This window comes from Nocardia carnea (genome assembly GCF_029868855.1).
Classification (GTDB): Bacteria; Actinomycetota; Actinomycetes; order Mycobacteriales; family Mycobacteriaceae; genus Nocardia; species Nocardia carnea_A.
This window is the reverse complement of sequence record NZ_JARWOV010000231.1, coordinates 51,766-72,824: the sequence shown is the minus strand read 5'-3', so window position 1 is coordinate 72,824 and position 21,059 is coordinate 51,766. Positions and strand designations below refer to the sequence as shown.

General features: G+C 66.6%; 17 protein-coding genes and 2 tRNA genes. 10 read left to right on the top strand and 9 right to left on the bottom strand.

Annotated elements, in window-relative coordinates; genetic code table 11:
- Nucleotides 1-37 precede the first annotated feature (37 nt).
- The 4 genes from pgm to QH195_RS22585 all read left to right on the top strand — a co-directional run bounded on the left by pgm (nucleotide 38) and on the right by QH195_RS22585 (nucleotide 4,418).
- A complete protein-coding gene (pgm, locus tag QH195_RS22600) occupies nucleotides 38-1,678 on the top strand; it encodes a phosphoglucomutase (alpha-D-glucose-1,6-bisphosphate-dependent) (protein ID WP_280422558.1) in 1,641 nt (546 codons plus the stop codon).
- 399 nt (nucleotides 1,679-2,077) lie between these two features.
- Nucleotides 2,078-3,460, top strand: coding sequence for an MFS transporter (locus tag QH195_RS22595; protein WP_432278409.1), 1,383 nt, complete (start codon nucleotides 2,078-2,080; stop codon nucleotides 3,458-3,460).
- 56 nt (nucleotides 3,461-3,516) lie between these two features.
- Entirely contained in the window at nucleotides 3,517-4,251 is a 735-nt protein-coding gene (locus tag QH195_RS22590) for a DsbA family protein (RefSeq protein ID WP_280436908.1), read from the top strand.
- A 94-nt stretch (nucleotides 4,252-4,345) separates the two neighbouring features.
- Nucleotides 4,346-4,418 (top strand) — tRNA-Ala (locus QH195_RS22585).
- 155 nt (nucleotides 4,419-4,573) lie between these two features.
- On the opposite strand, the gene QH195_RS22580 is transcribed toward QH195_RS22585, so the two are convergent.
- Nucleotides 4,574-6,562, bottom strand: coding sequence for a hypothetical protein (locus QH195_RS22580; RefSeq protein WP_280436907.1), 1,989 nt, complete (start codon nucleotides 6,560-6,562; stop codon nucleotides 4,574-4,576).
- A 651-nt stretch (nucleotides 6,563-7,213) separates the two neighbouring features.
- Here QH195_RS22580 and QH195_RS22575 point away from each other — a divergent pair.
- Nucleotides 7,214-7,903, top strand: a complete 690-nt coding sequence (locus QH195_RS22575) for a hypothetical protein (RefSeq protein WP_280436906.1) — start codon at nucleotides 7,214-7,216, stop codon at nucleotides 7,901-7,903.
- A gap of 357 nt (nucleotides 7,904-8,260) precedes the next feature.
- Here QH195_RS22575 and QH195_RS22570 read toward each other — a convergent pair whose 3' ends face one another.
- The 4 genes from QH195_RS22570 to QH195_RS22555 form a co-directional block, all read right to left on the bottom strand.
- Nucleotides 8,261-8,758: a MarR family winged helix-turn-helix transcriptional regulator gene (locus tag QH195_RS22570; protein WP_280419878.1), complete on the bottom strand. Its 498-nt coding sequence runs from the start codon at nucleotides 8,756-8,758 to the stop codon at nucleotides 8,261-8,263.
- A gap of 570 nt (nucleotides 8,759-9,328) precedes the next feature.
- A complete protein-coding gene (locus tag QH195_RS22565) occupies nucleotides 9,329-9,946 on the bottom strand; it encodes a hypothetical protein (protein ID WP_280436905.1) in 618 nt (205 codons plus the stop codon).
- Nucleotides 9,947-10,431: 485 nt separating this feature from the next.
- Nucleotides 10,432-11,097, bottom strand: a complete 666-nt coding sequence (locus QH195_RS22560) for a response regulator transcription factor (RefSeq protein WP_280436904.1) — start codon at nucleotides 11,095-11,097, stop codon at nucleotides 10,432-10,434.
- Nucleotides 11,094-12,200, bottom strand: a complete 1,107-nt coding sequence (locus QH195_RS22555; protein WP_280436903.1) for a sensor histidine kinase — start codon at nucleotides 12,198-12,200, stop codon at nucleotides 11,094-11,096. The genes QH195_RS22560 and QH195_RS22555 overlap by 4 nt, the downstream gene beginning before the upstream one ends.
- Nucleotides 12,201-12,416: 216 nt before the next feature.
- Here QH195_RS22555 and QH195_RS22550 point away from each other — a divergent pair, with 216 nt between their 5' ends.
- A complete protein-coding gene (locus tag QH195_RS22550; RefSeq protein ID WP_280436902.1) occupies nucleotides 12,417-12,839 on the top strand; it encodes a DUF6223 family protein in 423 nt (140 codons plus the stop codon).
- Between the two features lie 682 nt (nucleotides 12,840-13,521).
- Here the strand turns inward: QH195_RS22550 and QH195_RS22545 are convergent.
- Entirely contained in the window at nucleotides 13,522-13,830 is a 309-nt protein-coding gene (locus QH195_RS22545; protein WP_280436901.1) for a hypothetical protein, read from the bottom strand.
- 137 nt (nucleotides 13,831-13,967) lie between these two features.
- On the opposite strand from QH195_RS22545, the gene QH195_RS22540 reads away from it, so the two are divergent.
- Complete coding sequence (locus tag QH195_RS22540; RefSeq protein WP_280436900.1) at nucleotides 13,968-15,026, top strand: AraC family transcriptional regulator; 1,059 nt, start codon at nucleotides 13,968-13,970, stop codon at nucleotides 15,024-15,026.
- Nucleotides 15,027-15,146: 120 nt separating this feature from the next.
- On the top strand, nucleotides 15,147-17,483 hold the full coding sequence (locus tag QH195_RS22535) for a serine/threonine-protein kinase (RefSeq protein ID WP_280436899.1): 2,337 nt from the start codon (nucleotides 15,147-15,149) through the stop codon (nucleotides 17,481-17,483).
- Nucleotides 17,484-17,494: 11 nt separating this feature from the next.
- On the opposite strand, the gene QH195_RS22530 is transcribed toward QH195_RS22535, so the two are convergent.
- Nucleotides 17,495-18,430, bottom strand: coding sequence for a DUF5996 family protein (locus QH195_RS22530; RefSeq protein ID WP_280436898.1), 936 nt, complete (start codon nucleotides 18,428-18,430; stop codon nucleotides 17,495-17,497).
- Nucleotides 18,431-18,531: 101 nt separating this feature from the next.
- Complete coding sequence (locus tag QH195_RS22525; RefSeq protein WP_280423439.1) at nucleotides 18,532-18,972, bottom strand: DUF2267 domain-containing protein; 441 nt, start codon at nucleotides 18,970-18,972, stop codon at nucleotides 18,532-18,534.
- 319 nt (nucleotides 18,973-19,291) lie between these two features.
- Here QH195_RS22525 and QH195_RS22520 point away from each other — a divergent pair.
- Nucleotides 19,292-19,363: transfer RNA gene (locus tag QH195_RS22520), tRNA-Leu, on the top strand.
- Between the two features lie 4 nt (nucleotides 19,364-19,367).
- On the opposite strand, the gene QH195_RS22515 is transcribed toward QH195_RS22520, so the two are convergent.
- On the bottom strand, nucleotides 19,368-20,123 hold the full coding sequence (locus QH195_RS22515; RefSeq protein ID WP_280423440.1) for a DUF1542 domain-containing protein: 756 nt from the start codon (nucleotides 20,121-20,123) through the stop codon (nucleotides 19,368-19,370).
- A gap of 134 nt (nucleotides 20,124-20,257) precedes the next feature.
- Here QH195_RS22515 and QH195_RS22510 point away from each other — a divergent pair, with 134 nt between their 5' ends.
- Nucleotides 20,258-21,013, top strand: a complete 756-nt coding sequence (locus QH195_RS22510) for a class I SAM-dependent methyltransferase (protein WP_280436897.1) — start codon at nucleotides 20,258-20,260, stop codon at nucleotides 21,011-21,013.
- Nucleotides 21,014-21,059 lie beyond the last annotated feature (46 nt).

Sequence of the window (21,059 nt, the reverse complement as noted above, 5' to 3'; positions counted from 1 at the left end):
CAGCCGGGTACGGCCGACCACGAAGGGAGCTCCGAAGATGGCGCACAACCGAGCCGGGCGGCCCGCCCGCCCCGGCGATCTGGTGGACGTGCCGGGGCTGGTGACCGCGTACTACAGTCGCGTTCCCGACCCCGACGAACCCACCCAGCGGGTGGTCTTCGGAACATCCGGGCACCGCGGTTCGAGCCTGGACGCCACGTTCAACGAGGCGCATATCCTGGCGATCACCCAGGCGGTCGTCGAATACCGTGCCACGCGCGGGATCACGGGACCCGTGTACCTTGCGCGCGATACCCACGCCCTGTCCGAACCGGCGTGGACCACCGTGCTCGAGGTACTCGCGGGCAACGAGGTCGGCGCCGTGGTGGACGCCCGCGGTCGCTACACCCCGACCCCCGCACTCAGTCATGCGGTGGTCCGGCACAACCGCGACAGTTCACGACCACAGGCCGACGGCATCGTGGTGACTCCGTCGCACAACCCACCGCGTGACGGCGGTATCAAATACAACCCACCGCACGGCGGCCCGGCCGATACCGGCGCCACCGACGCCATTGCCGAACGCGCCAACGAACTGCTGCGCGGCGGTCTTGCCGGGGTGAAACGGGCCCCGCTGGCACAGGCGATGGCCGCCGCCGGCCGGTACGACTTCCTCGACCACTATGTCGCCGATCTGCCCGCGGTGCTCAACCTCGACGCCATCCGCGGCGCCGGGATCCGCCTCGGCGCCGACCCGATGGGCGGCGCCAGTGTGGACTATTGGGAGGAAATCGGGCAGCGCTACGACCTCGAGCTCGAGGTCGTGAACCCGACGGTCGATCCCACCTGGCGTTTCATGACGCTCGACGGCGACGGCCAGATCCGGATGGACCCTTCGTCCCCGCATGCGATGGCATCGCTGGTGTCGATCCGCGACGACTACGACATTTCCACCGGTAACGACGCCGACGCCGACCGGCACGGGATCGTCACACCCGACGGTGGCCTGATGAATCCGAATCATTTCCTGGCGGTGTCGATCGACTACCTGGTGGCGAACCGGCACCGCTGGGATGCGCTCACCAAGATCGGGAAGACCGCGGTGACCTCGGCGATGATCGACCGGGTCGTGCGGGTGCTGGGGCGAGACGTCTACGAGGTGCCGGTGGGGTTCAAATGGTTCGTGCCCGGCCTGTTCAGCGGCAGTCTCGCCTTCGGCGGTGAGGAGAGCGCCGGTGCCTCCTTCCTCCGGATGGACGGATCCGTGTGGACCACGGAGAAAGACGGAATCCTGCTGGCGCTGCTGGCCGCCGAGATCGCGGCCGTCACCGGGCAGAGCCCGTCGGCCCGCTATCTCGAACTGGAACGCAACCACGGCAGTCCCGCCTACGCTCGCATCGACGCCCCCGCCGACGCCGAGCAGAAGAAGTTGCTGTCCGCCCTCGACCCGGGCCAGGTAACCGCCACCGAGATCGCGGGTGAGCCGATCACCGAGGTGGCCACCCGGGCGCGCGGTAACGGCGCCGCGCTCGGCGGTTTGAAGGTGAGCACGGAAAACGCCTGGTTCGCGGCTCGGCCCTCGGGCACCGAGAACAAATACAAGATCTACGCGGAGTCCTTCCACGGACCCGATCATCTGGCGCAGGTCCAGGATGCGGCCCGTGAACTGGTCGGCCGTGTCCTGGGCGGTGAGCCGTGAGAATCGGCCGGACAACGATGCCCAACGCGATGACGACTGATCCCGGCAACCGCTGTGGACTACACGTACGGCGCGATGGAGCTGCGGGTGACGGCCTCATGCGGTGAGCCGCCGGCGACCATGATGAACGAAGCGGCGCCGTGCAACTGCTCGTCGGATGGGCGGAGGCTGCGGGCGTGTGCCGCCCGCGATGTCGCGGTACCGGACCGGCAACGATGAGCGGGCCCACACCGTCAGCGGGCAGATACCTTCGCTGACACCCTGTGGTCCCCGGGAATTGTGACGACGGCCTCGGTGTTGATTGCCGGGGTGAGTGATGAGGCCCTGGCGAACGAGCGACCCCGATCCGACGGAGTGAGCGGGTCCGATGGGTCGACCGTCAAGGCGAAGCTCGCCGCGCTGCGTATTCGGCGGCGTGGACCTGGTGCCCGCAAGACTGAACGATCACCGCTGCCCAGCGAGATCTGGGTGCTCATCGCCGCCGCGTTCTGCGTGGCAATCGGCTTCGGCCTGGTCGCGCCGGTGCTGCCGCAGTTCGCGCTGAGCTTCGGGGTCGGGGTGGCTGCCGCATCCGCGATCGTCAGCGCGTTCGCCGCCATGCGGCTGCTGTTCGCGCCCGTGAGCGGGCGGCTGGTGCAGATGCTGGGGGAGCGGCGGATCTACCTGGTCGGGCTGCTCATCGTCGCGATCTCCACGGGTGCGAGTGCCTTCGCCCAGACCTACTGGCAGCTGATGGTGCTGCGTTCGCTGGGCGGAATCGGTTCGACCATGTTCACCGTCTCCTCGATGGCGCTGGTGATCCGGCTTTCCCCGCCCACCGAACGCGGTCGCGTGACCGGCCTGTGGTCGACCTGTTTCCTGATCGGCGGACTGTCCGGTCCGCTGGTCGGCGGGGCGCTGGCCGGGTTGGGACTGCGGGCGCCTTTCCTCATCTATGCGATCGCGCTGCTCGTCGCCGTCGCGGTGGTGTACTTCAATCTCCGCGATTCGCGGATCACCGAAACCGAATCGGCCGCCGATGCCGCCACCGTGAGTTTCATGCAGGGTCTGGGGCGGCCCGAATACCGCGCGGCGCTGTGGTCGAACTTCGCCAGCGGCGCCGCGGTGTTCGGCGTCCGGATGGCGCTCGTCCCGCTCCTGGTCGTGGAAGTTCTCGGTCAATCACCCGGGATGGCCGGGGTGGCGTTGACCGTCTTCGCCGCCGGTAACGCGACGGTGCTCTTCTTCTCCGGCCGGCTCTCCGACACTTACGGCCGCCGCCCACTGCTGATCTCCGGGGCCCTGGTCTGCGCGGTCGGCACCACCGGACTGGGCCTGTCCCCGAACCTGGCGTGGCTGCTGGTCACCTCGTTCGTGGCCGGTATCGGATCAGGTCTGTTCACCCCCGCTCAGCAGGCCGCGGTCGGAGATATCATCGGCTCCCGTGCACGCGGCGGCACAATGCTCGCCGGATTCCAGATGTCCCAGGATCTGGGCACCGTCGTCGGACCCATCGTGGTCGGCGCGATCGCCCAGCAGCTGGGTTACGGGGCGGGGCTTGCAGTGACCGGTTCGCTGCTGGCTGTGGCGGCGCTGGCCTGGTTCCTCGTTCCCGAACCGATGCAGCGTGCGAGCCTCGAACCCGAACCGGAGCCGTCTGGGAAAGTCGACCGGCCGGAATCGACCGTCGTGGAAGCCGCCGCAGACGCGGATAACGCCTCCTCCGCCTCCTCCGCAGGGGCGGGAGGAGGCGGCTTCAGCGGAGCGCCCGGCGGGAAGAACGCCGCGAAACCGAAACACTGAAACCCCCGCCACCGGGTGCGCGTGACCGATTCGCCCGGATACGGCAGAGTGGTCGCGTGAGCAAACCGCCGTCCGATTACACCCCCCGGCCGATGTCCAGCGGGACCACCTACGCCCTGGGCGGGGTGGCACTGGCGCTGATCGCGCTGATCGTCTTCTTCGCCTTCCGCTGGGGCGGCGGCGACAACGAGGTACGCAACGACGGCTACGGCTCGGTCCGCAACACCGAGGTCACGGCGGCGGTACAGAGCGACGGCGGCGTCCGGCTCGGCCTACCGCAGGCCCCGAAAACGCTCGAAATCTACGAAGACCCCATGTGCCCCGGCTGCGGCAGCCTCGAAACCCTCTACGGCCAGGAGATCGCCCAGAAGATCGACGAGGGCAAAGTCGCGGTCCGCTACCGCTTCGTCAACTTCCTCGACCCCAAATCCGAGAGCGGCGATTACTCCACCCGCGCCACCGCCGCCCTGCAGTGCGTCGCGCAGACCGGCTCCGGCGTCGCTTACTCGAAGTTCCACGACACCCTCCTGACCACCCGGCAGCCGGAGGAAGGCTCCGGCCTCACCGACGACGAGCTCGCCGCCGTAGCCACGGAATCCGGCGCCCCACAGACCGCCCGCGACTGCATCACCACCGGCGCCCGCCTCGCGGACGCCCGAACCCAGGCCACCGCCGCCGTCGAAGACCTCAGAACCGCACTCGACGGCGACGCCGCCACCCCCAGTGTGTTCGATGTCGCAACCAAGCTCGACACCCAGAACCAGGAATGGGTCCAGCAGGTCGCCCCCTGACCTCAGCGTTCACTCGAAATCCAGCCGATTTGGTGCCCGACGTGGAGGTGGTGTAACTTCGTTCAGGCAGCCGGGGAACCGGCGGCAACCATCCGGGGCTATGGCGCAGCTGGTAGCGCACCACACTGGCAGTGTGGGGGTCAGGGGTTCGAGTCCCCTTAGCTCCACCGAAATAGCAGGTCAGACCCGATCCAAGACCGGGACTGACCTGTTTTTGTGTCTGGCCCCGCGTTCACCCCCGGTTTGGTCTTTGGACCCTGGGCGAATCAGCGGGGGACGGCCCGGCGGGGGGCGTGGGCGCGCGGAAACCCGCGGCGCCCGGTCACAGATCCCAGGGGTCCAGTCCGGACTCGGGAAGCGTATGACCCAGGTTGGCCAGCCGCTCGAGGGAGGCTGCGAGTTCCTCGCGGTGCTCTTCGGTGGGTGCGGCGGAGTAGGCATGGGCCGTGGCCAAATGCTCGGTGGCCAGTTGGTGGGCGATGGCGGTACGGGTGTCTCGGCCGACCTGGTTCCATTCATCGGGTCCGATATTCGCGCGCAGGGCCCGATCGGAATCCCAGTGCCGCTGCACGCGGGCGATAAAAGTGCTGTCGACCCGAGCCGCGGGATCGGGAGTGAGGGTGTGGCGCGCAAGGCTGTTGGCGTCGATGACGGCCTGTGCCGCGAAGGCCGTTTCCGCTTCTGTCCCGACGTGATTGAGTACCGCATGGCCCGAGGCGATGGCTTTCTGCAGCGGCCGGAAACCGTAAGGATTACGGGAGTGAGTGTCGTTGCGGATCTGTCGTGCCCGTATATGGTTCTGGACCCGCTCGTGGCTCGCTCCCGCGTCCAGCAGAACGGACGGCAAGTGCTCAGGAGGTACCCGGCTGTTGTTGAGAGCCCACAGTGCCCGGGACAGGCCGAGTTCGGTCTCGATTCCACCCCATTCGTCTGCTTCCCGGCGTGCGAGTAGGCGCCAATTCTGCCGACCCATCGCCCTCCACTGGAACGCTTCCAGCCGACTGGCGGCGGACGCGATATCCGCCCGGTCGCTGCGCATCTTGCCGAAGGCGAGCGGACTCATCGGAGTCAGCGTCCCGGCGGCCAGCCAAGCGGTGAGCGGCGACGTGTTGACCGTGTTGAGCGCGGCCAGGGTGGCGAGCGTTCCCATGCCGGAACCGCCGCCGGATCTAGAGCCTGCGCTGCCCGTTCCGAGTGCGGTACCACCGGAACCCGCGGGCGTCCCCTGGATCGCGAGTGCGAACCGGTTGGCCGCCCAGCTCGAGCCGCGCGTGAGGCTCTCGGCCAATCGGCCCAGCTGGACCATCGCGACGATTTCCAGGACAGCGGCTATGACGATTACCGCGACCACGTGACCGCGGGCTTGGTCGAGTACATTTCCCAGGAACAAGAGATAGATACCGATGAAGACGGAATATGCGCACATCCGGGCCGCGGCTATACCCGAATCCACCAGGTTGCGCACCAGATAGGTCTGGGTGGGGCCGAAGACGAAACCGCCTGCGGCGAATCCGAATATCGCCATGAACGCCTGGTAGATGGCATCGAGCGCAGCCCGCATCAGCCGGAACGACAGCACAGCGGCAAACAACAACAGCACTGTTGCCGACACCAGGAGCACCAATCCGGTGCCGATCTGCCCGATGCTCGGAGGAGCCGCGGCGGTATCACCGCAGACACCGAGTGCGCGTTGCGTCCGCTCGGTATCGCCTGAGGTCATCCCCGCCGACCACGCCGCGGCACAGGGGGAGCGCTCGTCGACGACATGCCCGAAATTCCACACCTGCACCGGTCGCCGCGCGAAGTTGTCGGCCATCTCCTCTTCCAGACCGGTCAACAGCAGATCCGGGTTCCGGTCGGCCGACCCGTTCAGTCCGGCGGCAATCGCCATACCCACATCGCGCCCTCGGGCCAGCAACCCGTCGGAGTCCAGGACGCCTGCCAGCGGCGCGGCCAGGAACAGCGGCCCCAGCACGGCGACCGCGAGCATGGTGGATGTCTGGACAACGGCCCGGCTGTGGAAACCGCGCACGGTGAACCAGGCCACGAAGAAGGCCCCGATACTCACGGCGGTGACGAGAACGGCGGGGGTGGCGACCTGACTGGTCAGGACACCCGCGGTTCCATGCAGCGCATCGGCGAACAGGTCGAGCCAGGCAAAGCTGAGCGCGTATCCGATGAACCAGATCGCCGTGGTCACGATGACCATGTATCCGACGAATTCCAGCCCCACGATCGTCCAGACGACAGTGGCGCCGGGGTCGAGGAGGCCAGCGGGATCGCTGACGAAGGTGTAATCGGCAAGAGCCACACCGGCAGAATCCCGGATATTCATCCAGGCAAGGCCGTCCATTCGGCTGGACGCGGTGGTATCCGAACGGTCCTGGGCCATCGCTACCGCCCCCAGACCGCCTGGGAAAACGGTGCCCACCAGTACCAGTGCGAGGCAGTACAGGAGGCGGCGGCGCCGGCCCGCTCTTGTCCGCGGTGCGCGGATCCCACGGCCACCGAGAGTGCGCACAGTAGTCGACCCGGCTAGGGCGGTACGCACGGTGAGAACACGGGAGTGATAGGAACAGGCATACCGCCAGCAAAGCTGGGTCGGTGGACGTCTGCCAGGGTTACGTTCCCGTTGCACGCAACTCCTGACCGCGCCCCGATGCCGTGTTGACGTCGCCACATACCCGATGGCAACCCCTGCGCATCCGCGTCGGGACGATGCGGCTGTCCTCCACCGGCGCCGCGAAGCTCGCCGAGACCCCGCTCCCCGCCGACCTCGACCGGCCCGACGACGGTCGCGGCTCTGTCGAAACGTCTGGCCGCCGCCTTCGTCGTTGTCTCGCCCGAGTACAACCGCGGACCGCCTCGGCAGCGCGGCTCGCGACCGCCGCTCTCTCGGGCCGGCCTGGCCTCCGTTGCGATCGTCGGTGCCGACACCCGCCCCAGGATTGTGTCGTCGAACGTGACCTTTGTCGGCGCCTCGACGATCCGCCGACCCGACGGCGGCAGCAACTACGGTGTATCGGGCGGTGTCGCCGTGGTCGTCGCCGGCGCGGGTGTAGTGGACGCCTCCGGTGACATGGATATGGTGGTCGAACTTGCCGGAGCCGGGCTCGTCGCGGTGCTTGTGGGCACCGTCGTGGTCGTAATTGTGGTGGTGGTCGGTGCCGTTGTCGTTGTGGTGGTCGGTGGGGCCGATGTGACGGTGATCGTCGACGGGTCTGCCGTCACCGTGCTCGGTTCGGCTGTCACCGTGACCGTCGACGAATCCGCCGGAGTCGTGGTGACGGTTACCGTGGATATCGGGGTCGAGGTGACCGTACCCGGTTCCTGCGCGCTGGGCGTGGCCTGGAACGAAAAGCTCGCCGTGGCAGAGAAACTCGCCGTGGCAGAGAAACTCGCGCTCATCGACGCCCCCGTCGAGTTCGCGGCCGGGGTCTCCGTGGTTGTGGCTGTCGTCGATTCCGGCGCAGTGGCCGTGCCGGTGCCGGGGTCCGTGGAATCGGCGGTCGGCTGGGCGGCGCCGGTATCGGCAGGCGTGTCGGTGCCTGCGACGTCGCCCGGTACCGAGACTTCGCTCGGTGCGTCCGGTGTCGTACTGGTGTTCGTCACGCTGGTCCGGCTTCGGGCGGCAGTGTGGTCGAAAGCCTGAGTGGCGGGTCCGCCCGGGATGTTCGCCCGCACCGGTGGACTCGAATCCGCCTGGACTATGAGCGTTGTCCCGATCGCAGTGGTCACCAACGCAGCCACCACCCCCGCCCGCGACAGCTGCCGCTGGAACCGATCGGCCGATCGCCTTCCGGCCTGCGGAACGCACCACCGCAGAATCCGAGGCCGAGGCGGTTCGGCATCGATGTCCGGCTCTGCTCGGTCTTCGCTGTTTTCAACCGTTTTCATCCGAATACTTCTTTCTCCCTCGAAAACCCGAACTTCCACAGCAAAATCCGGGCAATGAAATTCGAAGCTGTTCGAATTTCTCCCGAGCTTGTGTACTTCGTGATCGAAGTGTTCAGGGTTTCGAGTAGGGATCTACTTTCCGCAGTCGTTGGCGGTGAATTTTCTGCAGTTCGCCCGCGCGGGTGAGAAAGTCGGCGATTATGTCGAGTTCGGCGGAGTTGTAGGAACTCAGCAACATCTTGTAGCTCTCGACGATCATGGGTACGACGAGTTCCTGTATTCGATGGGCAGCGAGTTCGGTGGCCATCACAATTACGCGGCGACGATCGGTCGGGTGCAGTGATCGGGCGATGTAACCCTGTTTCTCCAGCCGGTTGAGCATGATCGTGACGCCGGCAGCGGTGAGGCCGAGCCGTTCGGCCAGTATTCCCGGCGTCGTAGCCTTCTCATCCTCGAGCAGGACGATCTCCAGGGCACGCCGATCGGTCTCGTTCACGCCCAGCACTCTGATCAATTCGCGGATCAGATCCTCGACGGTTCCGTGATAGAACTCCAGGGCCCTTTTGAGCTCGCCCGAGATCCGGGCGGGCTCGGTGGTTCTCGGGCACATAGGCCTTCCCCTCGATCACTTGAAATATGGAACCACTCAGCAGAAATCACCGATCAGGGCGCCCGATACCCCAGCGCCCGATTCCGTCCGGGGAGTCAGGGAGATCGGTGGACCCGATGAATGCCACAGGGCGCGGTGGTGCAGCGCGGATCGAGGACGGCCTGGTGATCACGAGTGCCTGCCCTCGCTTTCCCTGCGTGCGGGAGGGAACGCCGCCGGGCGCTTGCAGCGGACATGTGGGCTCCTGTCAATCGATTGGCCGGCAGCCCGAACTGCGGCTGGCGGTCATCACGAAAGCGGGCACCGCTCCGGCCGTCGAAGCGACCGTGGCTGTGTCGGATATGCACTGTACGACACGGCAGCCGATGCGATGCTGCGCTTCTCGATATTCGGCCGAAGTGGCTGCCGCGACATCGAACTCGGCGCGGGCACTTTCTGGCAGGACCGGGGTCGCGCCGGGTGCGGCCGGGGAAGAACTGGGCCGGGCTGCCGGGACGACCCGGCCCAGTCGTGTCCACCACAGGCCGCCGGCGCGGGTACCGGTACTACCCGTGGCGCCTGTCCGCCGGCTCAGCTGACAGTTGTAGTGGTGAGCGTCGGGGACGGGTCCGGGAAGCACGAGGTCGCGACATTGCCGACCAATGCGACGTTGGTCGTCATGGTCATGCCGGGACTGGTGTAGCTGGTTCCCGCGTACTTACTGGTGATCGGTGTTCCGGCGGCGCCTGCGGTGACGTTGACGGTCACCGCGGGCGGGGTGAAGCTGGTGCCGCCGGCAATCGGACCCGGTACGGTCAGAACGACGTTCCCACCCGACGTGGAGACGGTGCCGGCCACGGTACCCCCGGAGGCGGTAGCCGAGACCAATGTCGAATTCGCCGGAGTCGGAATGGTCATCTTCAGGTTGCTGATGTTGTTCACGGTGAAGCCGGAAGCCGAACCGGGAACCGACGAGGCACCCGGTGTGATGGTGATGGCCACCGCGGAACCCGACGCCGCCGAGCCCGGCGCGGTGCCGGTGACCGATGTGGTCATGGTCGAGGTTTGGCCGATACCGAGGATTGTGCCACGGCAGCTCCAGTTCACGCTGACGGGATTGGCGCTTGCCGGTGCGGCCATACAAAAGACGGTGGCAACGGCCACCGGAGCAAGAATGCCGGCACGAAACAGGGACGAGGTCGATCTCATGGCTATCTCCAGGAAATGTCGAGCAACGGTACGACTGGATGTCGGATCCCCAGAATGGGTTTTTAAAATATAGCCTGTTCTAATCTTTCCGTGGTCGGAATCATCGAACTCGGGTGCTGGAAAATACCATTATCTGCTATTAAATATTCGATCCGAAAAGTTAAGTTCGGAAAGATTGTCCGTATGGTCGGACGTTGTCTTTGCCGCACATCGGCGGGTCCATCACGGGACCGATACGCCCGCAATTCTCTGGAATATGGGCCGGACCCGAGAGTATATCTGATTTCGCCGATCGCCAGCTTTCGTATAGTTACCGTTCACGGAATTCTCTCTCCCACCCGCCTATCCGGAGCTGCGGAACCTGGCGTCGACGCAGCCGGCCGAGTCGATCGCCTGGTCGTCGCAGCGTGGCCGAGCCCCGGGTCGAGCAGCCGGCTGGTGACGCGAAGTCGTTGATGCTCTACTACCGCGGGCGGGCGGGGCGATCAACCTCGACGCGGGTTCACCAGGCCTGATTCATAGGCGAGGACGACGAGCTGGGCGCGGTCGCGGGCATGCAATTTCGTCATCGCCCTGTTGATATGCGTCTTGGCGGTCAGTGGGCTGATCACCATGTGCCGGGCGATCTGATCATTGGACAGACCCTGCGCGACCAGGGTCACGGCCTCGCGTTCTCGGTTCGTCAGCTCTTTCAGCCCGGAACGGATACTGCTGTCCAGCGGTGGCCGAGCCACGTAACGGTCGATCAGTCTGCGGGTTATGGACGGTGCGAGGAGCGCGTCTCCGCGTGCGGCCACTCGGATGGAATGCAGGAAGTCTTCCGGATGGATGTCTTTGACCAAGAATCCGGCAGCGCCGGCGCGTAGCGCGTCGAAGACGTACTCGTCCAACCCGTAGTTGGTCAGGACGACTACATGCACCGCGTCCAGTTCGGGGTCCGCGGCGATGCGCCGGGTCGCCTCGATACCGTCGACACCCGGCATCTGGATGTCGACGAGCGCGATATCGGGCCGGTGCCGGCGGATCAATGTCAGGCCCTCGCCGCCGTCCCCGGCCTCGCCGACCACCTCGATATCGTCTTCGAGTTCGAGCAGCGCGCGGAACGCGCTGCGGATCAACGGTTGGTCGTCGACCAGCAGGACCCGGATCATGACGCGTGCTCCACCGGAAGTTCGGCGTGGACGCGGAAACCACCTTCGCTGCGCGGCGCTGCCCACAGGCGACCACCGAGGGCGGTGACCCGTTCACGCATCCCGAGTAGACCGACGCCTGGCGTCGGTACGGCGCCGGGGACGGCCCTGCCGTCGTCATCGACATGGATGACCAGTGCATCGGGCTGATAGTCGATCCGAACCCAGGCGGATTCGGCGGCGGCGTGCCGGGCGATATTGGTCAGCGATTCCTGCACGATCCGGTAACCGGTCCGGTCCACCGCGGCAGGCAGGTTCCGGTATCGGCCTTCGATCGTCAGCGTCGTGGCCAGGCCGGTCGCGCGGGCTCGCTGTACCAGTTGTTCGACGTCGGTGAGGCCGTGTGGTGGGCTCGTGCCGTCGTCGCGCAGGGCCTCGAGGGTCGCGCGGAGTTCCCGGGCGGCTTCCCGGCCGGCCTCGCGGATCGCCAGCAGCGCGTCCGGCACGTCCTCACCGCGTTTGCGGGCCACATGGACGGCGGCCTCGGATTGCACCTTGATCACCGAAATCTGGTGGGTGAGTGAATCGTGCAGTTCCCGGGCGATATGTAGCCGTTCTTCGTCGGCGCGTCGCCGCGCGGTCTCTTCGCGGGTGCGTTCGGCCTCGTCGGCCCGCTGCTCGGCCTGCCGTAACGCTTCTCCTGCGGCCCCGGCCGCGATCAGCCAGGCCAGCTCGAGTGCGCCGCGGGCTTGCGTGAATGCCTCGCCGATATCGTGCACCGACACCAGGATCGCCAGCGGCAGTGCGGCCACCAGCGCCACCGCCGCAGCCACCGCGGTGACCCGATGGCCCGCCCGCACTGCGGTATACACCGCGACAAGGAACGCGACGGCCGGCACATCGAAACCGGCGGCCTGGTAGCCCAGTGCGCAGAGCCCGGTCACGACCAAGACTGTCAGCGGGGCCCGGCGGCGCGCGGCCAACGCCGAGCCGCCGGCTGCGAGCAGTAGGTAACCCCATGGCTCGAGCGTTGTGACAGTGGGCTGCGCGGAGAGCCCGGCAACCACCAGGACTGCCGCCACTCCGACTGCGATCGCCCAGTCGCTGATCGCTGTCCGGCCCATACGAGCACCCTAACCGGATTCCCGCAGGGGTGAATCCCGCACGGGGATGAGCCACGCCTACCGCCCCTGCAGTACATCCGCAGGTCTGCTGCGCCGTCCAGACGGTCGGCTACCGCATCGGTGGCAGCACGGATTGCCCACGTCCACAGGATGTCCGGAGGCGGGATCGCCGCGCATGATCGGACGGACCGACTCGACACCACCGAGGAGCACACCATGCCCAGCCGTCACCTGCTCACCACCATGGCAGCCGCCCTGTCTGTCGTTATCACGGTCGTCCTACCGGCGGCCGCGCATGCTTCGGTCCAGCAGAGCGCCGCCGTCACCGGCATGACATCGGGTCGGCTGGGTCCGACCGCAGCGGCCCTGGTGGGACTGATCGGCATGATCAGCGGCGCGCTGGCGCTGACCCGCGCAGGCGGGCGCCTCAGCGCGAACACCGGAGCAGTAGCCGCTGTTGTGGCGCTGGTGGCCGGACCGGCCGCCGTAATTCTCGGAGGGCTGTTCACTGCCACCGCAGACGGCGGGCCCGGCACCGGCAACGGGATAGTGGCCGCCGTCATCGCGGTGGCGCTGGGACTGATCAGCACAACCCTCGGCCGGCGCACACTGGCCCGCTCCCGCCGCCGCGCCGACTGACACCACAGCCGTTCCATCTCGGTGAGACCCGACGGCGACTTCGCCGGGATGAGGGACGCCTGATTCCACGGACCGTGAGCACCTCGCGAACCGTCGAAATCCTGATCGGCCTGTCCGGAGCGGAACATCTGAGCGCTCGGCGCGTACGGGGATCAGCTGCTGCCGGTCGAGGGGCCGATACGTAGTGGTGGCAGTGCGCGGATCAGTGCCGCAATCTGGGGACACATTTTGAAAGTGGGTGGGGCACCGATGTTGTTGATGCAGGCTATGGCGCCGGTCTTATCGTAAACATTTGTTTGGAGCGCCTGCCCGGTACTGAGTGAGGCCTCTGAATACAACTTCCACTCGATACCGTCGGGCGACGGTACGTATTGGCATTCGGCCGGAGTTCTGCCCTGACACGGACCCTCGATACCCCAGGGGCCGACCGGATATGCCTGCGCCGCCGGTGCGAGAGCGAGGGTGGCCAGCGCACCCGCCGCCAGGACTGTCGACGCTCGAACTGCTGAGAACATGTTTCCTTATCTGTTGCCACCGGATCCACTATCCGATGTGAGTCGATTTCGGATACGCCGTATCCTGAGGGAGCTTCGCTTCGGATCGGTATCTGAACCGGATCTCCCGAATTCGGAGTCTTACACAATGGTTCGCACCGCCGCAAAACACCTGCCCTCGAGGCGGATCAATACTCCTCGCCGTACACTTCCACTACATCGCCGCATTCGACGACCTTCTTGCCTTTTGCGTCGGCGTCGACATGGATCTTGAAGCCGCCGTCGTCGCACGATCCGTAGTTCTCGAGCCTTATTGTGACATCCCGACCGACATCGCAGCGGTTGTGGTAATAGACGGTCGTTGTCGTGATGCCGGGCTCGTACGAGTACGAGAAACAGCCACTCACGCCCCGTTCGGCGGAGGCGGTGACAGGGGTGAGCCCGAGTGCGGCAAATGCGATTCCCGCCCCGACGAGCAGCCTGCTCGACTTTTTCATATTCATTCCCTTTCGTTAGGTGTCACCGGGTCATGGTCTCCGGTAGATGCAGGTGTATCGGCAACTGTGACAACTACTTCCGAGAATCCTGTCCGGATGGTTCGCTGCCGCAGTTGTGAGTCAGGGGTTGGCAGGCCATGCCGCGGTGGGAGCCGTCCCAGCCGGCCTCGGCCGGGCCTACGGCCGGACCGACGATCGTGGAGTTAGGAGACGTGCTGATGAAGCCGGCGGGTGCTGCGGAGGCGGTCACGACCAGAGTGGTGGACTATCACGAGCGGGCTGACTACTGGACCCAGCTGGTCGATGCGAATCAATGTCGGTTGGGCTACGACTTCTCCGACCGTACCGATTTCCGGGGGCATATACGGCTGCGGCGCACCGGCGACTTCCAGCTGGTCGGCTGGTGCTCGGACGCTGTCACCTACATCCGCAGCCCGAAGCATATCCGTGCCGACCCGGATGACGACTATCGGCTGATCGTCCCGTTCACCCGGCCCATGACCATCGGCTCCGTCGACGAGCAGAGCAACCTTGCGCCCGGGTCGACGGTTCTGGTGCCTATCGACCAGCCCTTCTCGCTGTCCTTGCCGGCCGGCACACGCGCGCTCATCATCACCATTCCGTGGCAGGAGATACGGCACCGTCTCAACCGCGTCTCACCAACCGCCCGGCCGCTGGATCTCACGACCGGCATCGGACGGGTGGCGGCCGGAATCATCGGCAGTCTGTACGCCGAAGCCGCCACACTCACGGATCGAGAATTCGACACGGTCGCAGAGCAGCTCGTCGACCTGCTCTGCATGCAGATTCTCGGCGATCCAGGGAGCCCGGCAACCCGGCTGGCCCAGGTGGAATCTGCCGCCCGGCGGTATATACACAGCCATGCCGGCGATCCAGACCTCACCGTTGCACGTACAGCCGGTGCGCTGGGCTGGTCGGTACGCCAGATCCAACTGGCGTTTCGGGCAGGCGGTGCCACCCCCAGCGAGGTGATCCGGGAAGAACGTCTGCGATTGGCGCGCGATCGCCTCCGAAATCCCGCCTACCGGCAGCGCAGCATCACCGATATAGCGACCGGCTTGGGCTTCGACTCGGTCAGCAGTTTCACCAAGGCGTTCCACCGGCGGTTCGGCAGCACTCCCGGCCAGATCCGCGAGCGCCGGGCAACCGTATCCGTCCGGCCCTCGACAGGGTGAGCAGCTTGCCTGCCCCAGGTCTCGAATCGGAAGGCCGCCGGACTTCCGGACCGCGAGTTTGCCTGTGGGTTCGGGATGCGGTGTGATCATCGCACCGGCGTGTATGGGAGGTATCGGACGTTGGCTGCATTGACGCCCGGCTCGGTGTTTGCCGGTTACATCATCGAACGTCTGCTCGGCGCCGGTGGTATGGGAGAGGTGTATGCGGCCCGGCATCCGCGGCTGCCTCGTTCGGATGCGGTGAAGGTACTGGCCGCGCCGCTCACGCGTGACGATTCGTACCGGCGTCGTTTCGAGCGGGAAGCCGATCTCGCGGCGTCGTTATCGCATCCCGGCATCGTCAGCGTGCACGACCGTGGCGAGTTCGACGGGCGGCTCTGGATCGCATTGCAGCTGATCGACGGTGTCGATGTATCGGCGTTACTGCGGTCCGCGCCGGCCGGGCTGCCGGTTGCCGATGTGGTGCGGGCTGTCGCGGAGGTGGCCGATGCGCTCGACTACGCGGGTGCGCGCGGGTTGGTTCACCGGGATGTGAAACCCGCCAATATCTTGCTCGCCCGGACGGGGCACTACCTGCTGACCGATTTCGGGATCGCCCGGATGGGGCCGGAGACCTCGGATCTCACCGGTACCGGTTTGACCGTCGGTACTGTCGCCTACGCCTCGCCGGAGCAGATGCAGGGGCTACCGGTGGGTCCGCGCTCCGACCAGTATGCGCTGGCCGCTACCGCATTTCATCTGCTCACGGGCACGCAGCCGTTCACCGGAACCAATCCGGTCGCGGTGATCATGGCTCACGCACAGCAGCCGGTACCGAGTGTGCGACAGTGGCGGACCGATCTCTCGCCGTACGTGGATTCGGTATTGGCACGGGGGATGGCGAAGACCCCGGAACAGCGCTTTCCCAGCAGCCGGGATTTCGCGGCCGCCCTCGCCCAGGCGCTTGCGGTGCGTCCACCGCAAGCTCTGTCCGGCCACTACGCGGAAACAGTTGTCAATCCGGCACCGGGAGGCAGCGAACCGCATCACCGAGTTCCGCCGATGCCGCCGGGCCCGGCGAGCCCGGGACCTCGTCCGGCTCGCCGCCGGAGCGCGCTGCTCATCGGCGCGCTGGCTACCGTGCTCGTCCTGGTTGTCGCCGGTGTGCTCGGGGCGTGGGCATTTCGGCAGAACGCTGTCGCGGGAGAAGCCGCGCAATTGCCGCGCCGTCCCGTGACGCCGATTCTGCCGGCGCTGGACACACGGCCGGACAGCCCGGTCTGGACGCTGCAGGAAACCCCCGGGCCGCCCGGCTCCGAGACCCAGGACACGGAAGCGCTCGGCGGCGACTCCGAGATCGTCCTCGTCAACCGTGAAGTGCGTCCGGCCGAGGGAAATACCATCGACTACCTCGATATCGTCGATGCGAACACCGGCCGGCTCCGGGACGGTACCGCGCCGATTCCGGTGGACACGGCTCAGCGAAACCTGGATCGCTGCGTCGTCAACGACAGCCGTTCGGCCGCCGCTTGCAAACTGCAGGGTGCGTCGGTGCCGGATGATGCGGTCGTGATCATCGATCTCGCCGCCGGCCGGATCATCACCACTGTTACTTCGAGAGAACATGTTTTCAGCCTGACCGCCGCCGGCGCGCGGTTCGTGTTCGTGGACAACACCGACGGCTGGCCGCCGATGCTGCGTTCGATCGGCGCCGACGGCGGGGAGCTCCCGGCGATCAGCTGGCCCGATTCCCGGCCGTCGACCCAACCCCATCACTGGATCGACGTTTTCGGTGCGGCCCGGCTGGCGGTGATCAAGTCCGCACCGGCCCCGGCGCAACCACTGTCGAAATGGGAATTCCGGGTGATCCGGCTCGAAGACGGGAAAGAGGTGTTCCGACGCGATTCGGTCGAGCAGATCGGTGATGACCAGTGGAACGTCTTCGTCGACGGATTCGTGGTCGCCGAGCGCGGATCCGCGACCAGGATCTACGACCGCACCGGCGCGCAGACCGCGGAGATCGCCGGCGGATGGCTCCCGAGCCGGCATCGGCCGACTGCGTCCGAAGAGACCCCGGCCGAGACCTCGGTACCGACCGTGATACGAATCGACGGGGACAAAACGACCTATGCGGGAATCAGCCCGCGCACCGGGACCGTGCTGTGGGAGAACGAATCCTACGGCACCGAGGACAGTTCCGAACTGCTGCTGCGCGGTATCGGCACATTGATCAGCACCTCGGATTCGGGGCGGGTGGTCGACGCCTACACCGGTGAATACGTGATCCCCGGCTATGTACCGGAAGGCACCCCACTCGGCACCGACGGCAAACAGATCGCCGTCGCCACCGAAACCACCCGCGCGGGTTACTCACTGGAAGTGTGGAACGCCACCGATCAGGTTTGGGAGATCACCAGCGAGTACACGCCGGTATCGATCGGCGGGAAGGTCTACATCGGAAATCTGCGACTCTTCTGACCGTTGCGCACTCAGTGGTTAGTCGTGCGGCGGGTGGCGGGAAGTTCCAGGAGTTCGCGGTCCCAGCCGGCGTCGGCGGCGGCTTCGTAGGTGGATCGGAGGAACTCCAGCACGGTGGCTTCCGGGTCGTCGGCGGTGCGTGCGGCCTCGTACGGAAGCAGGAACTCGTGGACCGCGGGATCGTAATAGCCCGCTTCCGGCCGGATCGGTGTCTCCGCGTAACCGTCGGGCTCGGGGTAGGCATAGGCGTAGAAACTGCCTTCGGCCGAGCCGCCGGGCCAGAAACCGGTACTGGCCAGTTCGTGGGAATAGCCTTCGACCATGACCCAGTCGGCGCAGTTCGGAGCGCCGCCGGGATGGGGTGGCGCGGGGCGCCCGGAGAAGCGGGTATAGGCCAGGTCCATCGCACCCCAGAAGAAATGCACAGGACTGGCCTTGCCGACGAACGACTCGCGGAACCGGTTCAGGACGCGGTCGGCGGCCAGGAGCTGACGCCAGAAGGCGTACGCGTGGTCCCGGTCGTAGGTTGCGTGCGTGGTGTCCTCGGCGAACGGGATCGCGGGTTCGACCTCGACCGGCCTGGCGAGGATGGTGATATCGATACCCAGTGCGTGCAGGGCGGCCATGACCTCGGCGTAGAACGCGGCCACGGATTTGGGTTCCAGATTGATCCGGTGCCGGGCGCCGGTGCTCGTGCGGATGTGCAGTTCGTGATCGATGAAGTCGAATTCGATATCGAACACCCCGTGCGCGTCGGGGATGGCGGAGGTGGTCAACCCGCGTGCGGAGACATAGAGGGGAACGTGCCACCAGTGATTGACCATCGGGGCTCGGGCCAGGCGGAGTTTGCCGACGATCTGGGTCCACATATGCAGTGTGTCGCGGGTATCGGCCCATTCGTCCACGCGCAGGGCGGGCCAGAGCTCGGTCGGTGATGTGCCGCGCATACACCTCTCCCTTCGGCTGTGGCACGCGGCCGAGGAAGATCGCCCGGACGGCACCCAGGGATGGTCGGTTCGATTTTCTGCCGGTATCCGTCGCCCCGTGTTCAGGCTCCGGCGAGCAACTCCTTGCCGCGGAGCACGTCGGTCAAGCGATCCGGGAACACGGCGAACACATGGTTCATCTGGCCCGGCGACATCATCCGGTCCAGCGCGAAGGTCACGCAACCTGCCGTGAACGGAACCTCGTCCACGGAGACACCTGCCCGTTCGGCGAACTCTTCGACGAAGTCGGCGATACCGTGCGCCCCCGGTACCCGGCTCGGTACCCACCCTTCGTACCAGATGCCACGCAGGAAATCCGGTAGCTGAGCGGTGAGATGTGCGGAATTGGGCACGCTTATCCGATCGCGGACGGTGTGCATCCAGGCCCGCAGGGCACGCAGGGCGAACGTGAGATCTTCGGTGCCCAGGTCGTCGGCGACGGCACGCAGCCAGATATGGGCGGTGTGGGTGCCGGCGGCGAGGGGATCATGGTGGTGCGTCATTGGTGTACCTGCCTTCCAGGTGGCCGGTCCGATGCGCTGGTCTGTGCCACAATTCTACGGCGGGAGCCGGACGCATCACCATGGTTCGGACACCGGCCGGGCGCCGCGGCCGGGACCGCATCGGGCGTCCTCTTCCCGCGCCGCGGGAGTCGCGCGGTACCGGGAACACGATGTGGCCCCGGTGAGGAAGCGGCCGGGCCGCACCGAACCCGCGTTTGCTCCCGGTCGTCGGCCCGGCGACCCCGGACTGCGCTTCGCGGCGAATGGACGGCGAAACCCGTTGTGTCGCAAACGAGAATACGGGTACGTTCTATCCGGCCATGGCGTATCTCAGTCGGTAGAGTCCCATTCAGCATGTGGGGGGTCGCGGGTTCGATTCCCGCCGCCATGGCCCCTCAGAAGTCGAACCCACCGGCGTCGAATCCGCCCCAATCACCGCCGGTGTCTCCGCCCCAGCTGTCGTCGCCCCCGGCTCCCTGATCACCGGCGGAGAGGCCGTCCTGGTAGCCCTCGCCGTAGCCGTTCTCGAACCCCTGCGCGCCGTAGCCGACGCCCGCCATACCGGTGAACAACGACGTGAACAGCAGTGTGGAGCCGATACCCCAGGCACCGGCGATCAGCGCGGGCCGCCACCACGGTTCGGAGTACCACCCGGCCGGTACCGGGCGACCCGCTACGCGTCCGCCGGGGTAATAGTTCGGAGTGCCGGACGAGGGATGGGGTGAGGCGGCGATCCGGCGGTTCTCGAAGTCGATCTCCCGGTCTTCGGTGACCTCGCCCGCGCTCGCCCGGCCCGCGAGTTCGGGCACCGCCGGCCCGGGGTCCATATCCATGGCGATGCGGGCGGCGCGGATGTAGTACAGGCCTTCGACCGCGGTTTGTTTCGCCAGCTGCGCCTGGACCGGAGACGCGGCCTGGTCGAGCTGGCCGCCGGCGGCGGTATGGCGCTCCGAGGCGTCGGCGAGTGCCTGTTTCGCGGCGGTGTTGGTGCCGGTGAGGTTATAGATCTGCCCACCCAGGCGTTCGTTGGTGCGGCGGGCGTCGGCGAGGGCGTCGGTCAACTCGGTCGCGCGTCGTTCACGCTGCCGGGACCGCCACCCCAGGAAGAACGCCACCAGGACGATCACCGCGGCGATCAGGAGCCATTCCATTGTTTCGCACTCCTTCGGGTCGACGGAGCACAGTGCTGACCAGCCTACTCGCGGCCCGCCTCCCGCCCGGGGCCGCCCGCGGGAGCCCGGAAACAGGTCGACCTCGGCCGGCCCGGCTGGCAGAGTCGCCCCATATGGACCGGACTTTTCAGGACCTCGTCGAGGAGGCCGCCGCGGTATCCGTGGAGGGCTGGGATTTCTCGTGGCTCGCCGGCCGAGCGACCGAAGCGCGCCCGTCGTGGGGCTACCAGCGGCTCATGAGTGCCCGGCTGAAGACCGCCACCGCGGCGTTGGACATCCAGACCGGGGGTGGTGAAGTGCTGGCCGAAGCGGAGACCTTCCCGCCGACGATGGTGGCCACCGAATCGTGGCCGCCGAACATCGCGAAGGCCACCGCGCTGCTGCACCCGCGCGGCGCGGTCGTCGTCGCGACACCCGACGAGGCTGGGCTGCCGTTCGCCGACGCGGCGTTCGACCTGGTCACCTGCCGGCATCCGGCCACCATCCGATGGGCCGAGATCGTCCGGGTGCTGCAACCGGGCGGGACCTACTTCGCCCAGCATGTCGGACCGGCGAGCGTGTTCGAACTGGTCGAGTACTTCCTCGGCCCGCAACCGGAAGCCCGGCTGGCACGAGACCCGGGCGACGAGGCCGCCGCTGCCCGTGCGGCCGGTCTGGAGATCACCGACCAGCGCACCGAACGGTTGCGGATGGAATTCCACGACATCGGCGCCGTGGTGTATTTCCTGCGGAAGGTGGTCTGGATGGTTCCCGGTTTCACCGTCGATACCTATCGTGACGAGTTGCGCCGGTTACACGACCGGATTCAGCGGCAGGGACCATTCGTCGCGTACTCTGCCCGGACCTTGATCGAGGCTACGAAAGCCTGACAGAGCCGACCGTTCGGAGAGACGGCGACCGCGGCGGGCGTCCGGT

Coding starts and splice junctions, on each gene's coding strand:
- pgm (WP_280422558.1), top strand. CDS start 38: ATGGCGCACAACCGAGCCGGGCGGCCCGCCCGCCCCGGCGATCTGGTG.
- QH195_RS22570 (WP_280419878.1), bottom strand. CDS start 8,758: ATGTGCCCGAGAACCACCGAGCCCGCCCGGATCTCGGGCGAGCTCAAA.
- QH195_RS22565 (WP_280436905.1), bottom strand. CDS start 9,946: ATGAGATCGACCTCGTCCCTGTTTCGTGCCGGCATTCTTGCTCCGGTG.
- QH195_RS22560 (WP_280436904.1), bottom strand. CDS start 11,097: ATGATCCGGGTCCTGCTGGTCGACGACCAACCGTTGATCCGCAGCGCG.
- QH195_RS22555 (WP_280436903.1), bottom strand. CDS start 12,200: ATGGGCCGGACAGCGATCAGCGACTGGGCGATCGCAGTCGGAGTGGCG.
- QH195_RS22550 (WP_280436902.1), top strand. CDS start 12,417: ATGCCCAGCCGTCACCTGCTCACCACCATGGCAGCCGCCCTGTCTGTC.
- QH195_RS22545 (WP_280436901.1), bottom strand. CDS start 13,830: ATGAAAAAGTCGAGCAGGCTGCTCGTCGGGGCGGGAATCGCATTTGCC.
- QH195_RS22540 (WP_280436900.1), top strand. CDS start 13,968: ATGCCGCGGTGGGAGCCGTCCCAGCCGGCCTCGGCCGGGCCTACGGCC.
- QH195_RS22530 (WP_280436898.1), bottom strand. CDS start 18,430: ATGCGCGGCACATCACCGACCGAGCTCTGGCCCGCCCTGCGCGTGGAC.
- QH195_RS22525 (WP_280423439.1), bottom strand. CDS start 18,972: ATGACGCACCACCATGATCCCCTCGCCGCCGGCACCCACACCGCCCAT.
- QH195_RS22515 (WP_280423440.1), bottom strand. CDS start 20,123: ATGGAATGGCTCCTGATCGCCGCGGTGATCGTCCTGGTGGCGTTCTTC.
- QH195_RS22510 (WP_280436897.1), top strand. CDS start 20,258: ATGGACCGGACTTTTCAGGACCTCGTCGAGGAGGCCGCCGCGGTATCC.